Source organism: Cupriavidus sp. SZY C1, from assembly GCF_032190535.1.
Lineage (GTDB): Bacteria > Pseudomonadota > Gammaproteobacteria > Burkholderiales > Burkholderiaceae > Cupriavidus > Cupriavidus pauculus_C.
This window is the reverse complement of sequence record NZ_JAUANU010000012.1, coordinates 169,816-195,005: the sequence shown is the minus strand read 5'-3', so window position 1 is coordinate 195,005 and position 25,190 is coordinate 169,816. Positions and strand designations below refer to the sequence as shown.

The following is a 25,190-nucleotide window of genomic DNA, read 5'->3' as shown; positions in this document are numbered from 1 at the left end:
TGGTGGTGTTGGGGGGGGGGGTGGGGGCCCCCCCCCGGGGGGGGGGCCCCCCCCCCGGGGGCGGGGGGGGGGGGGGGGGGGGGCGGGCCCCCCCCCCCGGCGGTGCCAATTGCCACAGGTCGGCAAGCAGAGCCTCGACGCCCTCTCCCCCAACCCCTCTCCCGCAGGCGGGAGAGGGGAGCCAGGTTGGCGGGACCGGCGATGCCCCGGCCCATAGACCCTTGCCTCTACCCCCGTCCACGCCGGCGGAAACTCCCTATAATCGAACGACCGTGCATTTCGAAGAGAGTTGAGGAGACCTCCATGCCTGCCGCCAAACATATTCCGCCGGCCCTGCAGAACCTGGCCCTGCCCGTCATCGCGTCGCCGATGTTCATCGTCAGCTATCCGGAACTGGTGCTGGCGCAGTGCAAGGCCGGCATCGTCGGGTCGTTTCCGGCGCTGAACGCGCGGCCGGCCGAGTTGCTGGACGAGTGGCTGACGCAGATCGGCGACGAACTGGCGGCGTTCCGCGCGGCCAATCCCGGCAAGCCGGTGGGGCCGGTGGCCGTGAACCAGATCGTGCATGCGTCCAACGCGCGGCTGGAGCACGACGTGAAGGTCTGCGTGGAGCACAAGGTGCCGATCTTCATCACGTCGCTGCGCGCGCCGGTCAAGGAGATGATCGACGCCGTGCACAGCTACGGCGGCATCGTGCTGCACGACGTCATCAGCATCCGCCACGCCGAGAAGGCCATCGAGGCCGGCGTGGATGGCCTGATCCTGGTGGCGGCCGGCGCCGGCGGCCATGCCGGCACGCTGTCGCCGTTCGCGCTGGTGGGCGAGGTGCGCAAGATCTTCGACGGCCCCATCGCGCTGTCGGGCTCGATTGCCACCGGCGACGCCGTGCTGGCCGCGCAGGCCATGGGCGCCGACTTTGCCTACGTGGGCACCCGCTTCATCGCCTCGCAGGAAGGGCACGCAAGCGACGCGTACAAGCAGTCGATCACCAGCTCGGCGGCGTCGGACATCATCTACACGAACCTGTTCACGGGCGTGCACGGCAACTACATCCGCGAAAGCATCGTCAATTCGGGCCTGAACCCCGACGACCTGCCCATGGCCGACAAGAGCAAGATGGATTTCTCCAGCGGCAGCTCCAAGGCCAAGGCGTGGAAGGACATCTGGGGCGCCGGCCAGGGCGTGGGCCAGATCCACGACATTCCCACCGCCGGCGAGATCGTGGCGCGCATGAAGGCCGAGTACGATGCGGCGCGGGCGCGGCTGGGGCTGGTAGCATAGGGCCGTCCGCGCCCTTGCCCTGAACCGTTGCCGCTGCCCGACCCCGCCCCATCGACCCGCCCGCCAGAATCGATCACGCACCGCGAGCGCGTGATCCGCGCGTTCTGGGTGACGTGCGGCGCCATCAGCCTCGTGCTCGGTTTCATCGGCATCTTCCTGCCGCTGCTGCCAACCACGCCGTTCGTGCTGCTGGCCGCCGCCTGCTTTGCGCGGGGCTCGGAAAAATTCCACAACTGGCTGATCACGCACGAGCGCTTCGGGCCGCTGGTGCGCGACTGGCAGGCCCACCGCAGCATCCCGTTCCGGGCAAAATGCCTGGCGCTGTCGATGATGTGGACGTCGATGGGCATCACGGCGTGGCTGCTGCGCGCCCGGCCCGTGTCGTCGCTGACGCTGATCGCCATCGGCATCGGCGTGACGGTCTGGATGGTGCGCCTGCCCACGCGGCCGCCGGGCGGCTATCCGCAGGCGGCCGACCGCTCGTCTTCCCAGTCCTGATTCAGTCGTAGCGGCGCGCGTCCTCGATGGACCGGCCGTCCTGCGGCAGCGACCCCGCCGCCACGAAACGTACTTCGCCGCGCAGCCGCATGACCTCGCGCATCGACTCGGCCACGGCGCGCGCCAGGCCCTCGTCATCGCGCGTCGCGTCGCAGTGCAGCGTCATCACGTCGGCGCCCACGGTGCCGGTCACCACGAGTCGCGCCGCACGGATCTCGGGATGGCGCCGCACCACGTCGGCCACCTGCCCCGGATGGACGAACATGCCCTTGACCTTGGTGGTCTGGTCGGCCCGCCCCAGCCAGCCCTTGAGCCGGATATTGGTGCGTCCGCAGGGGCTGGCGCGCTGCGCGGAATCGGCGACGATGGCCGACAGGTCGCCCGTGCCGAAGCGGATCAGCGGGTAGTCGCCGTTGCCCAGCACCGTGACCACCACCTCGCCCACCTCGCCCTCGGGCATCGGCTGGCTGCCGCCGGGTTCGACGATCTCCACCAGCACGCCTTCGTCGACCACCCAGCCGTCGCCGCCGTCGGTCTCGAACGCGATCAGGCCGACGTCGGCCGTGCCGTACATCTGCCGCGCCGTGACGCCGTGGTCGCGCAGCCAGCCGCGCAGCGCGGGCGGGCAGGCTTCGCCCGAGACCAGCGCCTTCGACAGGCTCGTGCACGGCTGGCCCAGTTCCTCGCCCCGCTCGATCAGCAGCTTCAGGAACGACGGCGTGCCCGCGTAGGCGGTGGGCTGCAGCGCGGCCAGCGCCTGCACCTGCGACTCGGTCTGCCCCACCCCGGCCGGGAACACGCAGCAGCCCAGCCGGTGCGCGCCGGCTTCCATCATCATCCCGGCCGGCGTGAAGTGGTACGAGAACGTGTTGTAGACCAGTTCGCCCGACCGGAAGCCGGCCGCGAACATGGCGCGCGCGGTGCGCCACCAGTCGGCGCCGTGGCCGTCGGGCTCGTGAATCGGCCCCGGCGACTGGAAGATATGGCGCAGGCCGCCCAGCGGCGTGGCGTTGAGCCCGCCCAGCGGCGGCGCCAGGCGCTGGCGCGCGGTCAGATCGGACTTGCGGGTGACGGGCAGTTGCGCCAGCGCCTGGCGCGAGCCGATGTCCCGGGCGTCGATGTCGCACAGCACTTCGGCAAAGTACGGCGCGTGGGCCTGGGCGTGGGCCACCTGGCGGGCCACGGCGGCCAGCAGCGCGGCCTCGCGCTCGGCGGGTGCGCGCGTTTCCAGCGAATCGAAATAATCAGCCATGTCGGTGCCCCCGGAGGTTCAGGCCAGCCAGCGCTTGCGGCGGCGATAGCTCTTGACGTCGCGGAACGACTTGCGCGGCGCGCCTTCGGCGTCGTTGGCGGCCACGCCCAGGTAGAACTCCTTGACGTCCTCGTTGGTGCGAAGCGACTCGGCGTCGCCATCCATCACCACGCGGCCGTTCTCCAGGATGTAGCCGTAGTCCGCATAGCGCAGCGCCACCATCGTGTTCTGTTCGGCCAGCAGGAAGCTGACCCGCTCGCGCGTGTTCAGGTCGCGCACGATCTCGAAGATTTCCTCGACGATCTGCGGCGCCAGGCCCATCGACGGCTCGTCCAGCAGGATCATCGCCGGCTTGGCCATCATGGCGCGGCCGATGGCGCACATCTGCTGCTCGCCGCCCGACGTGTAGCCGGCCTGCGACTTGCGGCGCGTCTTCAGGCGCGGAAAGTAGGCGTAGATCTTTTCCAGTTCGTCGCGCGTCTGGCCTCGCGACAGCCCGCGCGTGTAGGCGCCGGTCAGCAGGTTTTCCTCGATGGTCAGGTGGGCAAAGCAGTGGCGGCCCTCCATCACCTGGATCACGCCGCGCCGGACCAGGTCGTTCGGCGTGAGCTGGTCCACGCGCTGGCCGCGGTATTCGATGGAGCCCTTGGTCACGTCGCCGCGCTCGGCGTGCAGCAGGTTGGAGATCGCCTTGAGCGTGGTGGTCTTGCCCGCCCCGTTGGCGCCCAGCAGCGCCACGATGCGGCCCTCTGGCACATCGAGCGACACGCCCTTGAGCACCAGGATCACGTGGTCGTAGATGACCTCGATGTTGTTGACCGAGAGGAGGGTCATGGTTCTTCGTCCCTATCTTTGGGTTGCCGCCCCTCGCCCGACCTGCGGGCGCGGGGCGGCAGCCAGGATCACATCGACGCCTACGACTTGGCGCACGCCGGCGTGATGCCCTTTTCCTTCGCGTACTGCGCGGCGGTGGCCTTGAACAGCGGGTGGATCAGGTTCTTGTTGCCCTCGATCCAGTCGGACACCGTGACCCACTTGGTGCCGTCCCACTGCTGGATCTTCACCTTGCCCGAGCCCTCGTGGTTGTCGCAGCTCGTCTTGATCTCGGGCAGCAGGCCCGTGGCGCCAAGCTGCTGCAGCCGCGCGTTGGTCAGGTTCAGGTTCTCGAACGCCCAGCGCATCTCGTCGCCGGTCATGACCTTGCCCTTGCCGAACCTGGCCTGCGCCACGCGGATGGCCTCGACGGTCACCACGGCCGCCGACACCCCGCGGTTGTAGAGCACCGAGCCCACCTTGTTGCGGTCCTGCATGTTGCCCTTGTTGGCGCCGTAGACCACCTTCTCGATGTCGGCAATCACCGGCACCGACTTGCCGGCCACGTTCCAGGTGGCGCTCATGTAGCCCTTGGCGGCGTCGCCGGCCGGCACGGTGTCTTCCTCGGACCCGGCCCACCACGAGCCGATCATCTTCTCGCGCGAGAAGCCCACCTTCTGCGCGGCCTTCAGCGCGGTCTGGTTCATCACGCCCCAGCCCCAGAAGATCACGTAGTCGGGGTTTTCCTGGCGGATCTTGAGCCACTGGGCGCCCTGCTCGTTGCCAGGGTGCGCCACCGGGATCTCGACCAGGTTGAACTTGCCCAGCCTGGCCTCGGCCTGCAGCGCCACGATGGGCTCCTTGCCGTAGGCCGAGTCGTGGTACAGGTAGACGATCTTCTTGCCCGCCAGCGACCCGCCGCTCTTCGACGCCAGGTACTTGACGATGGCCGACACCTGCATCTGGTACGTGGTGACCAGCGGGAACGCATACGGGAAGACCGAGCCGTCCACGGCGTCGGTGCGGCCGTAGCCCATCATCACCAGCGGCACCTTGTCGGCGGCGGTCTTGTCGACCAGCGCGTACGAGATGCCGGTCGACATCGTGTGGTAGGCCGTGCCCTTGCTCTGGGCGTTCTTGGCCTTGAGCCGCTCGTAGCACTCCACGCCCTTGGCGTTGTTGTACTCGGTCTCGCACTCTTCCCAGGCCAGCTTCACGCCGCCCACGCCGCCGTCCTTCAGGTTGACGTAGTTCAGGTAGTCGACGAACCCGCCATAGAACGACTGCCCGTTGGCCCCGTACGGCCCCACGCGGTAGCTGGGCAGCGCCACGAACTGCTCGTTGGCCTGGGCCAGCGCCGGCAGCGCGGGCGCCAGCAGGGCAGCGGCGACGCTGACCACCAGGGCGGCGCGCTGCATGTTGCGGAACACGGTTGTCATGACAGTCTCCTTCGCCTCGGACGGGCGTTGTAATGGGTACGTCTACGGTTAGTGCGGGAATGGCCAGAGGCGCAGCTTTTCCTTGGCGATCTGCCAGAGCCGGGCCAGGCCATGTGGCTCGACGATCAGGAAGAAGATGATCAGCCCGCCGAACACCATGAGCTGGATGTGCGAGACGGTGGCGTTCGTGAACGGCAGGTGCAGCAGCGCGGCCAGCGCCGGCAGCACGTTGTCCAGGAAGATCGGCAGCAGCAGGATGAACGCCGCGCCCAGGAACGACCCCAGGATGCTGCCCACGCCGCCGATGATGATCATGAACAGGATGCGGAACGACAGGTCCAGCGAGAAGCCGTCCGGCTCCACCGATCCCAGGTAGCAGAACGCGTACAGCGCGCCGGCCACGCCGCAGTAGAAGGAACTGACCGCGAAGGCCAGCAGCTTGGTGCGCATCAGCGGGATGCCGATGACCTCGGCGGCCACGTCCATGTCGCGCACGGCCATCCAGGCGCGGCCCGTGGCCGAGCGCACGAGGTTCTTGGCCACCATAGCCAGCACCGTGACGATGGCCAGCACGAACAGGTACTTGCGGACCGGCGTGTCGATCGGCAGCCCGAACAGGTCCAGCCGCTGCGCCGTGATCACGCCCGACGAGCTGTTGTTGGACAGCCACGGGAACTTGGTCAGCGCCCAGACCACGAAGAACTGCGCCGCCAGCGTGGCCACGGCCAGATAGAAGCCCTTGATCCGCAGCGACGGCAGCCCGAACGCCACGCCAACCAGCGCCGCCGACAGCCCCGCCAGGATGAACGTCAGCAGCACCGGGATACCCTCGATGCGCAACTGGAAGTTGTACGCGGCGTAGGCGCCCACGGCCATGAACGCCGCCGTGCCCAGCGACAGCTGCCCCGCGTAGCCGGTCAGGATGTTCAGCCCCAGCGCCGCCAGCGAGAAGATCAGGAACGGCGTCAGGATGGCGCTGAACCAGTACTCGCTGCCCGTGAACGGGATGACGACGAACGCCACCGCCATCAGCAAACCAAAGAAAATACGATCTTGCCGGATCGGGAAGACCTGGCTGTCGGCAACGTAGCTCGTCTTGAACTGGCCGGATTCGCGGTAGAGCATCTTGGGCCTCCGTCAGACGCGGTCGATATGCTTCTCGCCGAACAGCCCTTCGGGCCGCACGAGCAGGAACAGCAACGCAAACACATACGGGAACCAGCCCTCGATCCCCCCGAAGTTGCCGCCGAACATCGACTGGAACACGGGCGGGATATAGATCTCGGCCAGCTTCTCGGACGCGCCGATGATCAGCCCGCCGACGATGGCGCCCGGCACCGACGTGAAGCCGCCCAGGATCAGCACCGGCAGCGCCTTGAGCGCGGTCAGCGTCAGCGCAAACTGCACGCCGTTGCGCGACCCCCAGAGCATGCCCGCCACCAGCGCGACAAAGCCCGCCACGCCCCAGACGATGGCCCAGATGTTCTGCAGCGGAATGCCCAGCGACAGCGCCGCCTGGTGGTCGTCGGCCACGGCCCGCAGCGCGCGGCCCACCTTGGTGTACTGGAAGAACAGCGCCAGCACCGCCACCAGCACGGCCGCGATCAGCGCGGCGGCCAGGTCGAACTTGGAGATGACGATGTTGAAGCGCGTCAGGATCGACTCGATCGGCTCGTCGACGATGCCAAGCTGGATCGGCCGCACCTCGTTGCCGAACAGCAGCGGCCCCAGCCCCTCCAGGAAGAACGACAGGCCGATGGTGGCCATGAACAGCGTGATCGGCGGCTGGTTGACCAGCTTGCGCAGCACGAACCGCTCGGTGCTCATGCCCACCACGATCATGACGATGAACGCGCCGATCACGGCCGCCCACATCGGCATGCCCTTGTCCATCAGCCCCACCACGGCCAGCGCGGCAAAGTAGACCATCGCGCCCTGGGCAAAGTTGAACACCCCGGATGCCTTGTAGATCAGCACGAAGCCCAGCGCCACCAGCGAGTACATCAGGCCCGACAGCAGGCCGCCGATCAGGATTTCGAAGAAGAAGGTCATGGTCCGTGGCCTTTCAGTGCGAGGTGCCCAGGTAGGCCTTGATCACGTCGGGGTTCGACTTGACCTCGTCGGGCGTGCCGTCGCCGATCTTCTTGCCGTAGTCCAGCACCACGACGCGGTCGGAGACGTCCATCACCACGCCCATGTCGTGCTCGATCAGCACGATGGTCGTGCCGAACTGGTGGTTGACGTCCAGGATGAAGCGGCACATGTCCTGCTTTTCCTCGACGTTCATGCCGGCCATCGGCTCGTCCAGCAGCAGCATCGACGGCTCGGCCGCCAGCGCGCGCGCCAGCTCCACGCGCTTCTGCAGCCCGTACGGCAGCCGGCCCACCGGCGTCTTGCGGATGGCCTGGATCTCCAGAAAGTCGATCACTTCCTCCACCTTGCGGCGGTGGCGCACCTCCTCGGCCCGCGCCGGCCCCCACCAGAGCGCGTGGGCGAACAGGCCGGTGCGGAACTGCGTGTTGCGGCCGGTCATGATGTTGTCCAGCACGGTCATGCCCTTGAACAGCGCGATGTTCTGGAACGTGCGCGCAATGCCCTGGCGCGCCGCGGCGGTGGGGTGCATCTGCCGGCGCTCCTCGCCCCGGAACACGATGCGGCCCTGCTGCGGGTGGTAGACGCCGTTGATCACGTTCAGCATCGAACTCTTGCCGGCGCCGTTGGGGCCGATGATGGCGCGGATCTCGTGCTCGCAGACGTCGAACGAGATATCGGTCAGCGCCTTCACCCCGCCGAACGACAGCGAGATGTTCTGCAGGTCCAGGATCACGTCGCCGCGCATGCGGGCCTGCGAGGTGGTGTCCGCGCGGTGCGCGTCGCCGGGGCGCGGGCCGTCGCCGGGCGCGCCTTCCGCATGCCCGGCCGGGCTGATCGCGCCGGGCGGGACCATCGTGCCCGCGGCGTCCACGCGCGCCATGCCGCCCTGCCATGCTGTCCGGGTTGCCGTCATCTGTGCTTCTCCCTGTCCCATGGCTCAGGCCGCGCGCGCCCCGCCCACGGGCGGGAAGCGCTTGACGTCAACCAGCTTCAACGTGGCCGACACGCTGCCTTCGCGGCCGTCCTCGAACTTCACGCGCGTGTCGATGAACTGTTCCGGCTTGCCCGCGTACAGGGCGTCCACCAGCACGGCGTACTTCTCGGCGATGAACCCGCGCCGCACCTTGCGCGTGCGCGTGAGTTCGTCGTCGTCGGGGTCCAGCTCCTTGTGCAGGATCAGGAAGCGCGCCACCTGCGAGCCGGCCAGCATCGCGTCGGCCGCCAGGTCGGCGTTCACCTGCTCCACGCACTCGGCGATCATGGCGATGACCTCGGGCTGGGCCGCCAGGTCCACGTAGCCCGCGTACGGCAGGTGCCGGCGCTCGGCCCAGTTGCCCACGGCATCGAAATCGATGTTGATGAACGCGCAGACGCGGTCGCGGTCCGTGCCGAACGCCACGGCTTCCTTGATGTACGGGAAGAACTTGAGCTTGTTCTCGATGTACTTGGGCGCGAACATCGATCCGTCGGCCAGCTTGCCGACGTCCTTGGCGCGGTCGATGATCTTCAGGTGGCCGTCGGCGTCGATCACGCCGGCGTCGCCGGTCATGAAGTAGCCCTCGTCGTTGATTGCCTCGCGCGTGGCGTCGTCGCGCTTGTAGTACGCCTTGAGCAGGCCCACGCCGCGCACCAGCACCTCGCCGTTGTCGGCAATGCGGATCTCCATGCCGGGCGCGGCCGGGCCCACGGAATCGAACTTGACCTGGCCGTCCGGCTGCAGGCACACGTACGCGCAGGTCTCGGTCTGGCCGTAGAACTGCTTGAGGTTGATGCCGATGGAGCGGTAGAAGCGGAACAGGTCCGGGCCGATGGCCTCGCCGGCCGTGTAGCCCACGCGGATGCGGCTCATGCCCAGCACGTTGCGCAGCGGGCCGTAGATCAGCGCCTCGCCCAGCGCGTAGCGCAGGCGGTCTGGCGCGGACACCGGCCGGCCGTCGAGGATGTCGGCGCCGCAGCGGCGCGCCACGCCCATCGCCCAGTCAAACAGCTTGCGCTTGAGCCAGCCCGCGTCCTCCATGCGGATCATCACCTGCGTGAGCAGCCCCTCGTAGATGCGCGGCGGCGCGAAGTAGTAGGTCGGGCCGATCTCGCGCAGGTCGGTCATCACGGTCTCGCGCGACTCCGGGCAGTTGACCGTGAAGCCGGCCACCATCGCCTGCGCGTACGAGAACAGGTTGTCGCCCACCCAGGCCATCGGCAGGTACGACAGCACGTCGTCGTCCGGGCCCAGCCCGTCGAACTGGCAGCCGTTGCGCGCCGCGCCGATCAGGCCCGCGTGCGCGTGGCACACGCCCTTGGGCTTGCCCGTGGTGCCGGACGTATAGAGGATGATCGCGGTGTCGTCGGGCTGGCCGGCCTGCACCTGCGCGTCGTAGAAGCCGGGGTTGGCGCGGTCGTACTCGCGGCCAAGCTCCTGCACGCTCTCGTACGACAGCAGCGACGGGTGATCGTAGTCGCGCAGGCCGCGCGGGTCTTCGTAGATGAGGTGGCGCACGGTGCGGCCGCGCGTGGCGAGCTGCGCCTCAACTTCCAGCAGCTTGTCCACCTGTTCCTGGTCCTCGACGATGGCGAACTCGATCTCGGCATCGTCCAGCACGTAGACCATCTCGCCCGCGATGGCGTCCTGGTACAGCGGCACCGGCACGCCGCCCAGCGCCTGCGCGGCGGTCATCGCCCAGTACAGGCGGGGGCGGTTGTCGCCAACCACGGCCAGGTTCATGCCCCGGCGGAAACCCAGCGCGGCCAGCCCGCACGCCAGCGCGCGCACTTCCGCCGCCGCCTGCGACCAGCTATAGGTCTGCCAGATGCCGAGGTCCTTTTCGCGATAGGCCGGATGGTCTGGCCGCTGCAGGGCATGCGCCTGCAGCCATCGCGGGAAGGTCGTTGCCGACGTGTCCTGCATCGCTGTCTCCTCTCCCCTGCGGATGGCGTAGGGGCCATGCCGGGTATCAAGCCGCCAGACCGGTGTCTATACTGGGCGTTTCGCGGGGTTGCCGCACCGCGTCACGCCCGCCTTGCCTGGTTGGGTGAGGATTGCTGGCAGGGCCGGTTCCGTGTGATCGTAAGATAGCCGATGCCTTTTCCCCCGGTTGTCGCGCCGGCGACAATTCCGGGTTAATCCCTACGGGAGCCCCATGTCCAACGCTTCGTGCCACGACTTCATCGACCGCTGCGCCTGGGCCGTCGACCTGAGCCCCGACCAGCGCGACCGCGTCAAGCGCGTGGCCACCGTGCGCGAGTACGCACAGGGCGACTACGTCTGTCACAAGGGTGAAATGGCCGAGCACTGGCTGGGCGTGGTCGAAGGCATCGTCAAGATCACCACGGTGTCGCCGTCGGGCAAGTCCGTCACGTTCACCGGCGTGCCCACCGGCGGCTGGTTCGGCGAAGGCGCCGTGCTCAAGCAGGAAATCCGCAAGTACGACGTGATGGCGCTGCGCCGGTCGCGTATCGCTTTCGTCCCGCGCGAGACTTTTCAGTGGTTGCTGGATACCAGCCTGCCGTTCACGCGCTTCCTGCTGATGCAGTTCAACGAGCGCCTGGGGCAGTTCATCGCGGCAGTGGAATACGAGCGGCTGCTCGACATCGATTCGCGCGTGGCGCGCGCGGTGTCGTCGCTGTTCAACGAACACCTGTACCCGGGCATCGGATCGACGCTGGAAATCTCGCAGGAAGAAATCGGCCTGCTGGCCGGCATCTCGCGCCAGCGCGCCAACCAGGCGCTCAAGGTGCTGGAACAGCAAGGGCTGGTGCGCGTGGACTACGGCGTGATCGACGTGCTCGACCTGGAGGGGCTGCGGCAGTATGGGGAGTAGCGGCGCGTTCTTGCCGGTTTTGCTCCCCTCTCCCACGCGCGGGAGAGGGGTTGGGGGTGAGGCCCGGCGTCCCCAGATGTTACGGTGGCAGCTTGCACCGCCTCACCCTCTCCCCCGGCCCCTCTCCCGCCTTGCGGGAGAGGGGAGAAAACCAGGAAACCCGGCTTACTTCGAGTACACGTACACCCCGCGCCCCGTCTTCCGCCCCAGGTACCCCGCCGCCACCATTTCGCGCATCAGCATGGCCGGGCGGTATTTCGGGTCGGCGAACTCGGTGTAGAGCACTTCCATCACGGCCAGCATCGTGTCCAGGCCGATCATGTCGGCCAGGGCCAGCGGGCCGATGGGGTGGTTGCAGCCGAGCTTCATGCCTTCGTCGATTTCCTCGGGCGACGCCAGGCCCTCGCCCAGCACGCAGAACGCCTCGTTGATCATCGGGCAGAGGATGCGGTTGACCACGAAGCCGGGGCTGTTCTTCACCGTGATCGGGTACTTGCCGAGCTGCCGCGCCAGCGCCTCCACGTCGGCGTGGGCCGCGTCGCTGGTCTGCAGGCCGCGGATCAGTTCCACCAGCGCCATCAGCGGCACCGGGTTGAAGAAATGCATGCCGATGAAGCGGTCCGCGCGCGACGTCACCGCCGCCAGCTTGGTGATCGAGATCGACGACGTGTTCGACGCGATGATCACGTTCGGCCCGGCGATTGCGTCGATCTGCTTCAGGATCTTGACCTTGAGATCGTAGTTCTCGGTGGCGGCCTCGATGACGATGTCGGCGCGCTTCAGGTCGTCATACGACGTGCTGCCCTGGATACGGGCCAGCGCTGCCGCCTTGTCGGCCTCGGTGGCCTTTTCCTTCTTGATCAGGCGGTCCAGGCTGCCCGCCACCGTGGCGATGCCCTTTTGCACGGCGGCGTCGCTGATGTCGACCATCACCACATCGAGCCCCACCACCGCGCACGCCTGCGCAATGCCATTGCCCATCGTGCCGGCACCCACGATGCCTACTGTCTTGATTGCCATGACTGCTTCCTTGCTCTGTCGGAGGGTTGTAACGGATTCGGATCGGATTACCGCTTCGCCAGCGCGGCGGCCAGCCGCTCGGCGTGCGCCTTGAGCACGTCCATGCTGGCCTGCTCGCGGGCGTGGCCGCGCAGGGCCTGGCTGGCGTAGCGCGGCACGATGTGGAAGTGCACGTGCGGCACGGTCTGGCCGGCGGCGGCGCCGTTGAACTGGCTGATGACGATGCCGTCGGGCGCGAAGGTTTCGCGCACCGCGCGCGCCACGATCTGCGTGGTGCGGATGGCGGCGGCGGCGCCGGCCTCGGACAGGCCGAACAGGTCCACGGCGGCCTCCTTGGGCACCACCAGCGTGTGGCCGTCGGACTGCGGCATGATGTCCAGGAACGCGATCGTGTCGGCGTCCTCGTACACCTTGAAGCTGGGAAGTTCGCCGCGCAGGATGCGGGCAAAGATATTCTGGCTGTCGTACTCGGATTGCATGGCGGTTTTACGAAGTTCGCGGTTCGGGAGGGACGTGCGGAAACGCCGAGTTTAGCCCCAGCGTCCCGCCGCGTGAACCACCCGCCCGCGCGATTTCCGCCTACATGTTGCGCCGGTACTGCCCGCCCACCTCGAACAGCGCGTGCGTGATCTGCCCCAGCGAGCACACGCGCACCGCGTCCATCAGCACCGCGAAGACATTGCCGTTGTCGATCACGGCCTGGCGCAGGCGGTCCAGCATGGCGGGCGCGTCACCGGCATGGCGCGCATGGAATTCCGCCAGGCGGGCAAGCTGGCTCTGCTTCTCGTCCTCGCTGGACCGCGCCAGTTCCAGCGATTGTGGCGTCGGGTCGCCATTCGGGTTGCGGAACGTGTTCACGCCGATGATCGGCAGCGTGCCGTCGTGCTTGAGCTGCTCGTAATACAGCGATTCCTCCTGGATCTTGCCGCGCTGGTAGCCGGTTTCCATCGCGCCCAGCACGCCGCCGCGTTCGGCAATGCGCTCGAACTCCTGCAGCACGGCCTCTTCCACGAGGTCGGTCAGTTCCTCGATCAGGAAACTGCCCTGGTTCGGGTTCTCGCAGCGGGCCACGCCCCACTCGCGGTTGATGATGAGCTGGATCGCCAGCGCCCGGCGCACCGATTCGGCCGTGGGCGTGGTGATCGCCTCGTCATAGGCGTTGGTGTGCAGCGAGTTGCAGTTGTCGTAGATGGCAATCAGCGCCTGCAGCGTCGTGCGGATGTCGTTGAAGTCGATCTCCTGCGCGTGCAGCGACCGGCCCGACGTCTGGATGTGGTACTTGAGCTTCTGGCTGCGCTCGTTGGCGCCGTACTTGTCGCGCATCGTCACGGCCCAGATGCGGCGCGCCACGCGGCCCAGCACGCTGTACTCGGGGTCCATGCCGTTCGAGAAGAAGAACGACAGGTTCGGCGCAAAGTCGTCCACGTGCATGCCGCGCGCCAGGTACGTCTCCACGTAGGTGAAGCCGTTGGCCAGCGTGAACGCAAGCTGCGAGATCGGGTTGGCGCCGGCCTCGGCGATGTGGTACCCGGAGATCGACACCGAGTAGAAGTTGCGCACCTGGTGGTGTACGAAGTACGCCTGGATGTCGCCCATCACCTTCAGCGAGAACTCGGTGCTGAAGATGCACGTGTTCTGGCCCTGGTCCTCCTTGAGGATGTCGGCCTGCACCGTGCCGCGCACGTTCTGCAGCACCCAGGCGCGGATCTTCGATTCCTCGTCGGCGGTCGGCTCGCGGCCGTTGTCGGATCGGAATTTGTCCAGATTCTGGTCGATGGCGGTGTTCATGAACATCGCCAGGATGGTCGGCGCCGGGCCGTTGATCGTCATCGACACCGACGTGCTGGGGCTGGTCAGGTCAAAGCCGTCGTAGAGCACCTTCATGTCGTCGAGCGTGGCGATCGACACGCCCGAGTTGCCCACCTTGCCGTAGATGTCCGGCCGCTCGTGCGGGTCCTCGCCGTACAGCGTGACCGAGTCGAACGCGGTGGACAGCCGCTTGGCGTCCATGCCCTCGGAGACGAGCTTGAAGCGCCGGTTGGTGCGGAACGCGTCGCCCTCGCCCGCGAACATGCGCGTGGGGTCCTCGCCCTCGCGCTTGAACGCGAATACGCCGGCCGTGTACGGAAAGCTGCCCGGCACGTTCTCGCGCATCAGCCATCTCAGGATCTCGCCGTCGTCCTCGAAGCGCGGCAGCACCACCTTGCGGATCTTCGTGCCCGACAGCGTGGTGGTGACCAGCCCCGTGCGCAGCTCCTTGTCTCGTATTTTTACGATGTACTCGTCGCCGCCGTAGGCCGCCTGCATCTGCGGCCACATGGCCAGCAGCTTGCGCTCGACGGCGCCGAGCGCGGCGTCGCGCTCGCCAGCGAGCGATTCCAGGGCGCCGCCGTCGGCATCGCTGCCCGACGCCTTGAGCATGTCGCGCGCCGCGCGCAGTTGCTGGCGCTCGCGGGCCAGCCGGCTCTGCTCGGCCACGCGGCGACGGTAGGCGCGCACCGTATCGGCCAGCTCCGCCAGGTAGCGGCTGCGCGCCGGCGGCACGATCACGTTCTGGCCCGTGGAAATACGCCCGGCCAGCCTGGGCAGGCCGCCCGGCTGCAGCGCCAGCCCGTGCCCGGCCAGCGCCTGCGCCAGCCCCTGGTACAGCATGGTCACGCCGTCATCGTTGAAGCGCGACGCCTGGGTGCCGTAGACCGGCATGTCCTCGGCCTTGCTGTGCCATTGCTCGCGGTTGCGCTGCACCTGCTTGGCCACGTCGCGCCAGGCGTCCTGGGCGCCCTTGCGGTCGAACTTGTTGATCGCCACGAAATCGGCAAAGTCGAGCATGTCGATCTTTTCTAGCTGACTGGCCGCGCCAAACTCGGGCGTCATCACGTACAGCGACAGGTCCACGTGCGGCACGACGGCCGCGTCGCCCTGCCCGATGCCCGACGTCTCCACGATCACCAGGTCGAAGCGGGCCGCCTTGCACGCGGCAATCACGTCCGGCAGCGCCTGCGAGATTTCCGAGCCGGCGTCGCGCGTGGCCAGCGACCGCATGAAGATGTTCGGGTGGTTGATCGCGTTCATGCGGATGCGGTCGCCCAGCAGCGCCCCGCCCGACTTGCGCCGCGACGGGTCGATCGAGATCACGGCAATCGACAGCGCGTCGTGCTGGTCCAGCCGGAAGCGGCGGATCAGCTCGTCGGTCAGCGAAGACTTGCCCGCGCCGCCCGTGCCCGTGATGCCCAGCACCGGCGTGGTGGCGGCCCGCGCGGCGTCGTGCAGCGCGCCAACCAGGCCGGGGGCGGCCTTGCCGTTTTCCAGCGCGGTGATGAGCTGGGCCAGCGCGCGGCGGTCGCCCTGCGACACGGCGTCGAGCGTGGCCGGCGCGTAGCGCGTCAGGTCGATGTCGCAGCGCTGCACCATGTCGGCGATCATGCCCGCCAGGCCCATGCGCTGGCCGTCCTCGGGGCTGTAGATGCGCGCCATGCCGTACGCCTGCAGCGCACGGATCTCGTCCGGCACGATCACGCCGCCGCCGCCGCCGAACACCTGGATGTGCTCGCCGCCGTGCTCGCGCAGCAGATCGATCATGTACTGGAAGTATTCGACGTGACCGCCCTGGTAGCTGGAGATGGCGATGCCCTGCACGTCCTCCTGCAGCGCGGCGGTGACCACCTCGTGCACGGACCGGTTGTGGCCCAGGTGGATGACCTCGCAGCCGTGCGACTGCAGGATGCGCCGCATGATGTTGATCGACGCGTCGTGGCCGTCGAACAGCGACGCCGCTGTGACAAAGCGCACCTTGTTGGCCGGGCCGCCGGCCTGCGCCGCCTGCGGCCGGGCGGCCGCCGTCCTGCTCACATCCGAAAGATCAGTCATTGTCTCCACCGCTCTGTTATGTGGCTGGCTGCCCGGTGTGGCTGGCTGGCGTGCCGGCGGTTCTGGCGACCGCGCTCACAGGGGCCGGACGATTATATGACGTTTACGTTAACGTAAGTCTAGGGACGCGGGTAAGCACCGATCGTCTCTGCCGGCATCGTCTCACAGCGGGGTACGGAGCAGAAGGGCCCGGAGACCGCCCCTGCGCCGCGGGAGGTCGGCGCAGGCGGGATGGCGGTTCCGGATCCCAGGAGAAAGCGGGGGTGGCGGGCGGCCCGCCGGGGTCAGGCGTGCACGCGCGGGCAGTCGCCGAAGGCGTCGGTCTTGCGTTCGCCCCAGCGGCGCGCCAGTTGGCGGATGACGAACACCGCCCGGCGCAGCGACCACGGCGCCGGCGTCTCGGCAAGCTGGAAGCGCGCGGCGCCGCCTTCGGCCGACAGCCAGACGCGGTCGCCTTCGGTCAGCACGTGGGTATCGCCGGCGCGCAGCCAGATATCGCGTGGATGGCCTTCCACGGTCAGCCACAGGCTGCCTTCCAGCGCGGTCACGCTCTGGCCGTGGCGGGCGCGCCAGCCCACCGGCCGGCCGGTTTCGTCGAGTTCGAATGTCCTGAGTTCACGCATCGGTGTCTCCTTGCCTTGCCCGGCGCAGCCGCTCTGGATCAAGGGATCGGGCGGATTAGGGGGGCGCTGCGCCATGGCCACATTTATCCACGGCGGCGACTACAATCCCATGCACAGTTCCGAACAGTTTTCGTTGGACTGTTCAGTAGTTTCGACTGACACTTGCCGCCCCCGTCACTTATGCAACTCGTAATCGACCCATCCACGGGCGTCCCGCTGACCGAGCAGATCGTGCTGGGCGTGAAGACGTGGATCAGTTCCCGCGAGGCCGCGCCCGGCGCGCGCCTGCCATCGATCCGCGCGCTGGCCGCCGAGCACCGGATCAGCCGCTTCCCGGTCATCGAGGCATACGACCGGCTGGTGTCGCAGGGGCTGGTCGATTCGCGCCAGGGCTCGGGCTTCTACGTGGCGGAGAGCGCGCTGACCGGGCGGCAGGGCCGGGGCTGGTCGGACCCGAGCCTGGCCGAGGACCTGTCCGAGCACATCATCGACCAGTTCCACCACCCCAGCGGCATGCTGAAGCTGGCCGGCGGGTTCGTGCCCGAGGAATGGCGCGACGTGGAGGGCCTGACGCAGGCCATCCGCCACATCACGCGGCATGACATCGACAGCGTGATCCACTACGCCACGCCGCTGGGCCACCCGGCGCTGCGCAAGCACGTGCTGACGCGCGTGCGCCAGGTGGGCATCGAGGCCGACCTGACGCAGGTGCTGATCACCTCGGGGGCCAGCCAGGCGCTGGACCTGATCGTGCGCCACCTGCTCAAGCCCGGCGACACGGTGTTCGTCGAGGACCCCGGCTACTACAACCTGTTCGGCCTGCTGCGCATGCACGGCGTGCAGCTGGTGGGCGTGCCGCACACGCCGAACGGGCCCGACCCCGAGGCCTGCGAGCGGCTGCTGCGCGACCACAAGCCCAAGCTGTTCTTCACCAACAGCGTGCTGCAGAACCCCACCGGCTCCACGCTGTCGCCGCCGGTGGCGTTCCGGCTGCTGGAACTGGCGCGGCGCCACAACTTCCGGTTCGTCGAGGACGACATCTTCTCGGACTTCCAGCTCAACTTCACCGACCGGCTGGCCACGCTGGACCAGCTTGAGCACGTGATCTACATCGGCGGCTTCTCGAAGACCGTGTCGGCGGCGCTGCGGGTGGGGTACCTGGTGGCGGACAAGACGCTGATCAAGGACCTGATCGACGTGAAGGTGCTGACCAGCGTGGCGGGATCGCACTTTGCCGAAGCCGTGACGGCGGCGATGCTGGAGCGCGGCGCCTACCGCAAGTACGTGGAACGGCTGCGCGTGCGCACGCGCGAGGTGACGGCCGGCGCGGTCAAGATCCTGGGCCAGTACGGCTGGAAAGTGTTCTGCGAGCCGGCCGGCGGCAACTTCCTGTGGGCCCGCGCGCCCGGCATCGACGATTCGCGCGAGCTGGTGGCGATGGCCGAGACCCAGGGCATCGCGCTGGCGCCGGGCCATTTCTTCCGGCCCGGCGGCGAGACGTCGGCCTGGGTGCGCATCAATTCGGCCTATGCCGGCGAGCCGCGCTCGCGGGCGTTCTTCGAGCAAGCGGGCCGCCGCTGATCAGCCCTGGGCGTCGCCGCCGTGGTTGTGCAGCACGGCGTTGCGGCGCGAGTAGGCAAAGTAGACCACCAGCCCCAGCGCCAGCCAGCACAGGAACGCGATCCACGTGAGCGCCTGCAGGTGGGCCATCAGGAACACGCAGAACGCCACGGCCAGCAGCGGCACCACGGGCACGCCGGGGCAGCGGAACGTGCGCGGCAGGTGCGGATGGGTGCGGCGCAGGACCAGCGTCGCCACCGCGATCAGCGTGAACGCCGACAGCGTGCCGATGTTGATCAGCTCGGCCAGCACGTTCAGCGGCACGAAGCCGGCAATCGTGGCAAAGACGATACCCACGGTCCACGTGGCCTTGAACGGCGTGGCGTGGACGGGATGCACCTCGGAAAGCTTCTCGGGCAGCAGGCCGTCGCGCGACATCGCAAAGATGATGCGCGTCTGGCCGTAGGTCATCACCAGGATCACCGTGGTCATGCCCAGGATGGCGCCCAGGTCGACAAACCCGGCCACCCAGTTCTGCCCGGCGTACTGCAGCGCCAGCGACACCGGATGGTCCACGCCCGCGAACTTGGCGAACGGCACGATGCCGGTCATGATGGCCGACACGGCCACGTACAGGATGGCGCAGACCGCCAGCGAGCCGACAATGCCGATCGGCAGGTCGCGGCCGGGGTTGCGCACCTCCTCGGCGGCCGACGTCACCGCATCGAAGCCGATGAACGCGAAGAACACCAGCGCCGCCGCATTGAAGATGCCCGACAGCCCGAACGGCGCGAACGGCTGCCAGTTGGCCGGCTGCACGTGCCAGACGCCCACGGCGATGAACAGCAGCACCACGCCCACCTTGATCGCCACCATCACGTTGTTGAGCCGCGCCGACTCGCGCACGCCGTACGACACCACCCAGGTAATCGCCAGCATGATCAGGATGGCCGGCAGGTTGACCACGGTCTCCACGCCCGGCACCGCCCCCGGCGCGGCGGTCAGCGCGGCCGGCAGCCGGATGCCGAAGCCGGCGATCAGCGACTGGAAGTAGCCCGACCAGCCCACCGACACCGCCGACGTGGCCAGCCCGTATTCCAGCAGCAGGTCCCAGCCGATCATCCACGCGACGATCTCGCCCAGCGTGGCGTAGCTGTAGGTGTAGATCGAGCCGGACACAGGAATTGCCGACGCAAACTCTGCATAGCACAACGCTGCAAAGCCACAGGCCATGGCCGCGATCACGAACGACACGGTCAGCGCCGGCCCGGCCGTCAGCGCGCCCGTGCCGGTCAGCACGAAGATGCCGGTGCCGATGATGGCGCCGATGCCCATCAGCACCAGATCCACGGGGCCCAGCACCTTGCGCAAGCCGTCGTGCTCGCTGACGTCGAGCATCGATTCAATGTTCTTGGTGCGGAATAGGCTCATGAGGGGCTCCGGGCGGTCAGTCGGGTGCATCGGGTGCATCGGGTGCATTGACTATAGGTTGTACCAGTCGCGCCGGCGGCCGGAACCGCACATCTCGTGGAAGGCGGGGCCGCCGGCGAGGGCGCGATGATACACGGGGCCGCCGGCCAACAAAAAGCGCTCCACGAGGGAGCGCTTGCTGGGTCGGAGCGGACGGTGCCGCCCTACTTCGCCACCGGCATCGTGAACTCGGCGCCCTTGGCGATGCTGTCCGGCCAGCGCTGCATCACGCTCTTGTAGCGCGTGTAGAAGCGCACGCCTTCCTCGCCATAGGCGTGGTGGTCGCCGAACAGCGAGCGCTTCCAGCCCCCAAACGAGTGCCACGCCATCGGCACCGGGATCGGCACGTTGATGCCGACCATGCCCACCTGGATCTGGCGCGCGAACGCGCGGGCGATGCCGCCGTCGCTGGTGTAGCACGACACGCCGTTGCCGAACTCGTGCGCGTTGATCAGGTCCACCGCCTCGGCAAAATCGTGCACGCGCACCACCGACAGCACCGGGCCGAAGATCTCTTCCCTGTAGATCGTCATGTCCGGGCGGACGTTGTCGAACAGCGTGCCGCCGACGAAGAAGCCGTTCTCGTGGCCGTCCACCTTGTGGCCGCGCCCGTCGGTCACCAGCGTGGCGCCCTCGGCCACGCCCTGGGCGATATAGCCCTCGACCTTGGCCTTGTGCGCGGCCGTGACCAGCGGGCCCATCTCGGCGTCGCCTTCCATGCCGTTGCGGATCTTCAGCGACGCGGCGCGCTCGGCCAGGCGCGGCACCAGCCGGTCAGCCACGTCGCCCACGGCCACCGCCACCGAGATCGCCATGCAGCGCTCGCCGGCCGATCCGTAGGCGGCGCCCACCAGCGCGTCCACGGCCTGGTCCAGGTCCGCGTCCGGCATCACCACCAGGTGGTTCTTGGCCCCGCCCAGCGCCTGCACGCGCTTGCCGTGCTTCGTGCCTTCCGTGTAGATGTACTCGGCGATCGGCGTGGAGCCGACGAACGACAGCGCCTGCACGTCGGGGTGGGCCAGCAGCGCGTCGACGGCCACCTTGTCGCCCTGCACCACGTTGAACACGCCGTCGGGCAGGCCGGCCTGCTTGAGCAGGTCGGCAATCAGCAGGCTGGGCGACGGGTCGCGCTCCGACGGCTTCAGCACGAACGTGTTGCCGCAGGCCAGCGCCACCGGGAACATCCACATCGGCACCATGACCGGGAAGTTGAACGGCGTGATGCCGGCCACCACGCCCAGCGGCTGGCGCAGGTTCCAGTTGTCGATGCCGCCGCCGATGTTGTCGGTGAAGTCGGTCTTGAGCAGGTTCGGGATGCCGCAGGCAAACTCCACTACCTCGATGCCGCGCGTCACCTCGCCGCGGGCGTCGGAAAACACCTTGCCGTGCTCGCGCGTGATCAGCGCGGCCAGGTCGTCGTGGTGCTTGTCCAGCAGTTCCTTGAACTTGAACAGGATGCGCGCGCGGCGCAGCGGCGGCGTCTCGGCCCAGGCCGGCCAGGCGGCCTTGGCGGCGGCCACCGCGGCGGTCACGTCGTCGGTGCTGCCCATGGCCACGCGGGCCGCCACGGCGCCGGTGGCCGGGTTGAACACGTCGGCAAAGCGGTCGGCGCCCGCGCGCTGCACGGTGCCGCCGATGTAGTGATGGATTTCGGCGATCTGCCGGTTTTCTGCGATGTTCACTGCGGTCTTCCTCTGGTGTGCCGGCGGGTCTTTACTGGATGCTCTGCAGCGCCTGCCTGACGGTGTCGAAGAGCTGGTCGATCTCGGCCTCGGAAATGATCAGCGGCGGCGAGAACGCCAGGATATCGCCGGTGTAGCGCACCAGCACGCCCAGCTCCAGGCATTTCAGGAACGCCTCGTAGGCGCGCGCGCCCGGCGCGCCGGGGCGCGATTCCAGCTCCACGCCGGCCACCAGCCCCAGGTTGCGGATGTCCTTGACGAACGGCGCGTCGCGCAGGGCGTGCACGGCCGATTCAAACTTGGGCGCCAGCTCGGCCGCGCGCTCGAACAGCTTGTCGCGCTTGTACAGGTCCAGCGTGGCGATGCACGCGGCCATCGCCAGCGGATGGCCCGAGTAGGTGTAGCCGTGCGGCAGCTCGATGCCGCCCTGCGGCGCGGCGTTGATCACGGCGTCGTGCACCTCGCGGCGCACCGCCACGGCGCCCATCGGCACGGCGGCGTTGTTGATGGCCTTGGCCATCGTGATCAGGTCCGGCGTGACCTTCAGGCGCTCGGCGGCCGTGGCGGCGCCCAGGCGGCCGAACGCGGTGATGACTTCGTCGAAGATCAGCAGGATGCCGTGCTTGCTGGTGATCTCGCGCAGCTTTTCCAGGTAGCCCACGGGCGGGATCAGCACGCCGGCCGACCCGGCCATCGGCTCCACGATCACGGCGGCAATGTTCGACGCGTCGTGCAGCGCCACCAGCCGCTCCAGTTCGTCGGCCAGGTGGGCGCCCCACTGCGGCTGGCCCTTCGAGAACGCCGCCTCGGCGATGTTCAGCGTGGCGGGCAGGTGGTCGGTGCCCGGCATCACGTTGGCCGACCACATCTTGCGGTTGGGCCCGATGCCACCCACGCCCAGCCCGCCAAAGCCCACGCCGTGGTAGCCGCGCTCGCGGCCGATGATGCGCGTGCGCTGGCCCTCGCCGCGCGCGCGGTGGTACGCCAGCGCGATCTTCAGCGCCGTGTCGACCGATTCCGAGCCCGAGTTCGTGAAGAAGATGCGGTCCAGCCCCTTGGGCATCAGCGCGGCCACCTTGGTGGCGGCCTCGAATTCGAGCGGATGGCCCATCTGGAACGGCGGCGCGTAGTCCAGCGTGGCCGCCTGCTGCGCGATCGCGTCGACGATCTCCTTGCGCGCGTGCCCCGCGGCCACGCACCACAGGCCGGCGCAGCCGTCCAGGATCTTGCGGCCGTCATGGGTGGTGTAGTGCATGCCGCTGGCCGATGCCAGCAGGCGCGGGGCGGCCTTGTACTGGCGATTGGCCGTGAACGGCATCCACAGGGCTTCGAGATCGGGAATCACGGTCTTGGCGGCGTCCATACGTTCTCCTGGTGCGGGGTGCGGTGAGCGGGGATGGCGCGCGCCGGCGGCGGCGCCACGGTTTCCGGCAACTCTACCGGCGGGGTCTGGCGTAAAGAATATACGGTCCCGAGATCGCCGCCTGACCGTACAGTTTCGATGCCGGCAACCGTACAGGTGTGCGGGCACCGCCTCGGCTTGCCGGACGCCGGTCCCTGCCAGCAATGCCTTGCAGCACCTGCCATTACGCTGCAACGCAACATTGCGCGCCGGGGCTGGTCGAGCCCGTACACTGTACAGGTTTCCGCCCTATCCCACCTTGCCATGCTGAACCTGAACCTCGCACGCAGCCGCCGCGGCGGCGAGACCCTGACCGAGCAGATCGTCGCCGGTATCGCCGCGCTGGTGGACCAGCGCGCGCTGCGCGCGGGCGCCCTGCTGCCGTCGGTGCGCCGCTTTGCCCAGCAGCATGGCGTCAGCACGTTCACGGTGGCCGAGGCGTATGGCCGGCTCACGGCGCTGGGCTACCTGACGGCCCGGCCCGGGTCCGGCTACACGGTGGCCCATCGGCACGCGCCGGCCGGCCAGGCGCGCGCGGCGCAATGGGAGGCGCCGGTGCTCAACGCCGCCTGGCTGCTGTCCGATGTCTTTGCCGACCATTCGGTGCCGATCAAGGCCGGCGCGGGCTGGCTGCCCGGCGACTGGCTCAACGAGGAAGGGCTGCACCAGGCCATGCGCAGCGCGGCGCGCGTGCCGGCCGCGCAGGTGTCCGGCTACGGCCATCCGTACGGCTTTGGCGCGCTGCGCGAGCATATCGCCGTGCACCTGGGCCAGTACGGGATGCCGGTGCAGGCCCAGCAGGTGGTGCTGACGCAGGGCGCCACGCAGGCGCTGGACCTGGTCGTCCGCACGCTGCTGCGGCCCGGCGAGACGGTGCTGGTGGAGTCGCCGTGCTATTGCAACCTGCTGCAGATCCTGCGGCTGGCCGGCCTGCGGGCGGTTGGCGTGCCGCGCACGGCCGCCGGGCTGGACACCGACGCGCTGGAAGATGCCATCCGCCTGCACGCCCCGCGCGCGCTGTTCGTCAACACGGTGCTGCAGAACCCGACCGGCGCCAGCCTGACGAGCATGAACGCGTTTCGCGTGCTGCAACTGGCCGAGCGGCACCGGCTGCTGGTGGTGGAGGACGATATCTACCGCGAACTGGCGCCGGCGGGTTCGCCGATGCTGGCCGCCATGGACGGCCTGTCGCAGGTGGTCTACGTGAACGGGTTCTCGAAGACGATCACGCCTTCGCTGCGGGTTGGCTACCTGGCCGCGAGCCCGGACCTGGCCAAGGCGTTCGCGCGGACCAAGATGGCGGTGGGGCTGACGTCGTCGGAGGTGACCGAGCGGCTGGTCTACTCGGTGCTGACCAGCGGCCACTACGCGCGCCACGTGGCGGCGCTGGCCGAACGGCTACGTGCGCAACAGGATCGCGTGGCGGAAAAGATGGAAGCACATGGGCTGGAGATGATGCTGCGGCCCGATGGCGGCATGTTCGCCTGGGCGCGGCTGGCGGCGGACGGCCAGCCCGGCGGGCCGACCGGCACCGAACTGGCGAAGCTGGCGCTGGCGCACGGCATCTGGCTGGCGCCGGGATCGTACTTCGAGCCCGACGAAGCCGATTCGCCCTGGATCCGCTTCAACGTCGCCACCAGCGACGCCCCGCAGCTCTGGGCGTTCTTCGACGCCGTGCGCAGCGGCCGGACGCAGGCGGCCCGCGCCGCCTGACCCGGCCAGTCCGCTCAGAAGCGGTAGCGGACGTAGCCGGTGTAGAAGTTGCTGCCCGGGTTGGGTTCCTTGATGCCGGCGTTCGAGATGTGCTGGAAGCGGAAGCCGACCTCGGTGTTGGCGTTCTTGCCAAAGCCCACGCCCACGCCGAGCATGTCCGAGAACTGGAACGCGCTGCCCATGCGGTGCTCGTCGGACGTGCCGGCGTGCGTCAGCACGCGCAGGCCCACCGACGCCTCCGCGAACGGCACGAAGTAGCCGCCGCGCTTTTCCACGCGCAGGATCGGCGAGATGCCGAATTCGAACAGGTTCTGCGGATTGGTGCCGCCACGGGCGTCCCAGCCGGCGACGTTGAATTCCGCCTGCAGCCGCAGCAGCCAGCCCTGCGGGTTGCCGTACTGGAGCGGCGTGTTGAAGTTCACGCCGATTTCGTACTTGTTGACGTCATGGCTCGTGTCGCGGCCATAGGCCACGTGGACGGCCGGGTGGCTCCAGCCCACCAGCTCCTCGGCGCTGGCGGCCGAACTGGCCCCGGCGACGAGCGCGGCAGCCGCGACGAGGCGGGCGACAAACAGGCTGCGGGGAGACTTGGCGAGGTGCATGCGACGTTCTTGTTGTTCTGACTTCATGGATGAAGGCATTCGAAGAGTGGCTCGGCTAC

20 protein-coding genes are annotated in these 25,190 nt (G+C 68.4%); 5 read left to right on the top strand and 15 right to left on the bottom strand.

The genetic code is table 11. The features are described 5' to 3' along the window. The first annotated feature begins 303 nt into the window (after positions 1–303). Both QTN24_RS19030 and QTN24_RS19025 read left to right on the top strand, forming a co-directional pair. The gene (locus tag QTN24_RS19030; RefSeq protein WP_313838992.1) at positions 304–1,281 is read left to right on the top strand and encodes a nitronate monooxygenase family protein; all 978 of its coding nucleotides are present in this window, start codon (positions 304–306) and stop codon (positions 1,279–1,281) included. Between the two features lie 27 nt (positions 1,282–1,308). Further along, entirely contained in the window at positions 1,309–1,779 is a 471-nt protein-coding gene (locus tag QTN24_RS19025) for a YbaN family protein (protein WP_313838990.1), read from the top strand. A gap of 1 nt (position 1,780) precedes the next feature. Here QTN24_RS19025 and QTN24_RS19020 read toward each other — a convergent pair whose 3' ends face one another. The 7 genes from QTN24_RS19020 to QTN24_RS18990 form a co-directional block, all read right to left on the bottom strand. After that, entirely contained in the window at positions 1,781–3,031 is a 1,251-nt protein-coding gene (locus QTN24_RS19020; protein ID WP_124682612.1) for a phenylacetate--CoA ligase family protein, read from the bottom strand. Positions 3,032–3,049: 18 nt separating this feature from the next. Continuing rightward, positions 3,050–3,865 carry an ABC transporter ATP-binding protein gene (locus QTN24_RS19015; protein WP_124682613.1) on the bottom strand — a complete coding sequence of 272 codons (816 nt, stop codon included), beginning with the start codon at positions 3,863–3,865 and terminating at the stop codon, positions 3,050–3,052. Between the two features lie 80 nt (positions 3,866–3,945). Continuing rightward, on the bottom strand, positions 3,946–5,283 hold the full coding sequence (locus QTN24_RS19010; RefSeq protein ID WP_313838987.1) for an ABC transporter substrate-binding protein: 1,338 nt from the start codon (positions 5,281–5,283) through the stop codon (positions 3,946–3,948). A 48-nt stretch (positions 5,284–5,331) separates the two neighbouring features. Beyond that, the gene (locus tag QTN24_RS19005; protein WP_124682615.1) at positions 5,332–6,408 is read right to left on the bottom strand and encodes a branched-chain amino acid ABC transporter permease; all 1,077 of its coding nucleotides are present in this window, start codon (positions 6,406–6,408) and stop codon (positions 5,332–5,334) included. A gap of 12 nt (positions 6,409–6,420) precedes the next feature. After that, positions 6,421–7,335: a branched-chain amino acid ABC transporter permease gene (locus QTN24_RS19000; RefSeq protein ID WP_124682616.1), complete on the bottom strand. Its 915-nt coding sequence runs from the start codon at positions 7,333–7,335 to the stop codon at positions 6,421–6,423. 13 nt (positions 7,336–7,348) lie between these two features. Then, on the bottom strand, positions 7,349–8,290 hold the full coding sequence (locus QTN24_RS18995; protein ID WP_124682617.1) for an ABC transporter ATP-binding protein: 942 nt from the start codon (positions 8,288–8,290) through the stop codon (positions 7,349–7,351). A 24-nt stretch (positions 8,291–8,314) separates the two neighbouring features. Beyond that, complete coding sequence (locus tag QTN24_RS18990; RefSeq protein WP_313838986.1) at positions 8,315–10,279, bottom strand: AMP-binding protein; 1,965 nt, start codon at positions 10,277–10,279, stop codon at positions 8,315–8,317. Between the two features lie 232 nt (positions 10,280–10,511). Between QTN24_RS18990 and QTN24_RS18985 the strand changes: the two genes are divergently transcribed. Then, entirely contained in the window at positions 10,512–11,192 is a 681-nt protein-coding gene (locus QTN24_RS18985) for a Crp/Fnr family transcriptional regulator (protein ID WP_124682619.1), read from the top strand. A gap of 165 nt (positions 11,193–11,357) precedes the next feature. Here QTN24_RS18985 and QTN24_RS18980 read toward each other — a convergent pair whose 3' ends face one another. The 4 genes from QTN24_RS18980 to QTN24_RS18965 form a co-directional block, all read right to left on the bottom strand. Continuing rightward, positions 11,358–12,212, bottom strand: a complete 855-nt coding sequence (locus QTN24_RS18980; protein WP_313838984.1) for a 3-hydroxybutyryl-CoA dehydrogenase — start codon at positions 12,210–12,212, stop codon at positions 11,358–11,360. Between the two features lie 47 nt (positions 12,213–12,259). Next, positions 12,260–12,691: an HIT family protein gene (locus tag QTN24_RS18975; protein WP_124682621.1), complete on the bottom strand. Its 432-nt coding sequence runs from the start codon at positions 12,689–12,691 to the stop codon at positions 12,260–12,262. A gap of 100 nt (positions 12,692–12,791) precedes the next feature. Further along, positions 12,792–16,079, bottom strand: a complete 3,288-nt coding sequence (icmF, locus tag QTN24_RS18970) for a fused isobutyryl-CoA mutase/GTPase IcmF (protein WP_313838982.1) — start codon at positions 16,077–16,079, stop codon at positions 12,792–12,794. 284 nt (positions 16,080–16,363) lie between these two features. Continuing rightward, positions 16,364–16,702, bottom strand: coding sequence for a DUF2917 domain-containing protein (locus QTN24_RS18965; protein ID WP_313838980.1), 339 nt, complete (start codon positions 16,700–16,702; stop codon positions 16,364–16,366). A gap of 180 nt (positions 16,703–16,882) precedes the next feature. Between QTN24_RS18965 and QTN24_RS18960 the strand changes: the two genes are divergently transcribed. After that, a complete protein-coding gene (locus QTN24_RS18960; RefSeq protein WP_313838978.1) occupies positions 16,883–18,283 on the top strand; it encodes a PLP-dependent aminotransferase family protein in 1,401 nt (466 codons plus the stop codon). On the opposite strand, the gene QTN24_RS18955 is transcribed toward QTN24_RS18960, so the two are convergent. The 3 genes from QTN24_RS18955 to QTN24_RS18945 form a co-directional block, all read right to left on the bottom strand. Next, the gene (locus QTN24_RS18955) at positions 18,284–19,693 is read right to left on the bottom strand and encodes an amino acid permease (RefSeq protein ID WP_124682625.1); all 1,410 of its coding nucleotides are present in this window, start codon (positions 19,691–19,693) and stop codon (positions 18,284–18,286) included. Between the two features lie 203 nt (positions 19,694–19,896). Next, positions 19,897–21,414 carry a CoA-acylating methylmalonate-semialdehyde dehydrogenase gene (locus QTN24_RS18950; protein WP_409559051.1) on the bottom strand — a complete coding sequence of 506 codons (1,518 nt, stop codon included), beginning with the start codon at positions 21,412–21,414 and terminating at the stop codon, positions 19,897–19,899. Between the two features lie 31 nt (positions 21,415–21,445). Next, entirely contained in the window at positions 21,446–22,777 is a 1,332-nt protein-coding gene (locus QTN24_RS18945; protein WP_313838975.1) for an aspartate aminotransferase family protein, read from the bottom strand. Between the two features lie 303 nt (positions 22,778–23,080). Here QTN24_RS18945 and QTN24_RS18940 point away from each other — a divergent pair, with 303 nt between their 5' ends. Beyond that, the gene (locus QTN24_RS18940) at positions 23,081–24,529 is read left to right on the top strand and encodes a PLP-dependent aminotransferase family protein (RefSeq protein ID WP_313838973.1); all 1,449 of its coding nucleotides are present in this window, start codon (positions 23,081–23,083) and stop codon (positions 24,527–24,529) included. Between the two features lie 14 nt (positions 24,530–24,543). Here the strand turns inward: QTN24_RS18940 and QTN24_RS18935 are convergent, their stop codons facing one another. Then, entirely contained in the window at positions 24,544–25,131 is a 588-nt protein-coding gene (locus QTN24_RS18935; protein WP_313838971.1) for an acyloxyacyl hydrolase, read from the bottom strand. Positions 25,132–25,190 lie beyond the last annotated feature (59 nt).

Bases quoted from the DNA above. Each gene is read 5' to 3' on its own strand.
- QTN24_RS19010 (WP_313838987.1), bottom strand. From the start codon at position 5,283: ATGACAACCGTGTTCCGCAACATGCAGCGCGCCGCCCTGGTGGTCAGC.
- QTN24_RS18990 (WP_313838986.1), bottom strand. From the start codon at position 10,279: ATGCAGGACACGTCGGCAACGACCTTCCCGCGATGGCTGCAGGCGCAT.
- QTN24_RS18995 (WP_124682617.1), bottom strand. From the start codon at position 8,290: ATGACGGCAACCCGGACAGCATGGCAGGGCGGCATGGCGCGCGTGGAC.
- QTN24_RS18980 (WP_313838984.1), bottom strand. From the start codon at position 12,212: ATGGCAATCAAGACAGTAGGCATCGTGGGTGCCGGCACGATGGGCAAT.
- icmF (WP_313838982.1), bottom strand. From the start codon at position 16,079: ATGACTGATCTTTCGGATGTGAGCAGGACGGCGGCCGCCCGGCCGCAG.
- QTN24_RS18975 (WP_124682621.1), bottom strand. From the start codon at position 12,691: ATGCAATCCGAGTACGACAGCCAGAATATCTTTGCCCGCATCCTGCGC.
- QTN24_RS19000 (WP_124682616.1), bottom strand. From the start codon at position 7,335: ATGACCTTCTTCTTCGAAATCCTGATCGGCGGCCTGCTGTCGGGCCTG.
- QTN24_RS18965 (WP_313838980.1), bottom strand. From the start codon at position 16,702: ATGCGTGAACTCAGGACATTCGAACTCGACGAAACCGGCCGGCCGGTG.
- QTN24_RS19020 (WP_124682612.1), bottom strand. From the start codon at position 3,031: ATGGCTGATTATTTCGATTCGCTGGAAACGCGCGCACCCGCCGAGCGC.
- QTN24_RS18960 (WP_313838978.1), top strand. From the start codon at position 16,883: ATGCAACTCGTAATCGACCCATCCACGGGCGTCCCGCTGACCGAGCAG.
- QTN24_RS18955 (WP_124682625.1), bottom strand. From the start codon at position 19,693: ATGAGCCTATTCCGCACCAAGAACATTGAATCGATGCTCGACGTCAGC.
- QTN24_RS18940 (WP_313838973.1), top strand. From the start codon at position 23,081: ATGCTGAACCTGAACCTCGCACGCAGCCGCCGCGGCGGCGAGACCCTG.
- QTN24_RS19005 (WP_124682615.1), bottom strand. From the start codon at position 6,408: ATGCTCTACCGCGAATCCGGCCAGTTCAAGACGAGCTACGTTGCCGAC.
- QTN24_RS19030 (WP_313838992.1), top strand. From the start codon at position 304: ATGCCTGCCGCCAAACATATTCCGCCGGCCCTGCAGAACCTGGCCCTG.
- QTN24_RS18985 (WP_124682619.1), top strand. From the start codon at position 10,512: ATGTCCAACGCTTCGTGCCACGACTTCATCGACCGCTGCGCCTGGGCC.
- QTN24_RS18945 (WP_313838975.1), bottom strand. From the start codon at position 22,777: ATGGACGCCGCCAAGACCGTGATTCCCGATCTCGAAGCCCTGTGGATG.
- QTN24_RS19015 (WP_124682613.1), bottom strand. From the start codon at position 3,865: ATGACCCTCCTCTCGGTCAACAACATCGAGGTCATCTACGACCACGTG.
- QTN24_RS18935 (WP_313838971.1), bottom strand. From the start codon at position 25,131: ATGCACCTCGCCAAGTCTCCCCGCAGCCTGTTTGTCGCCCGCCTCGTC.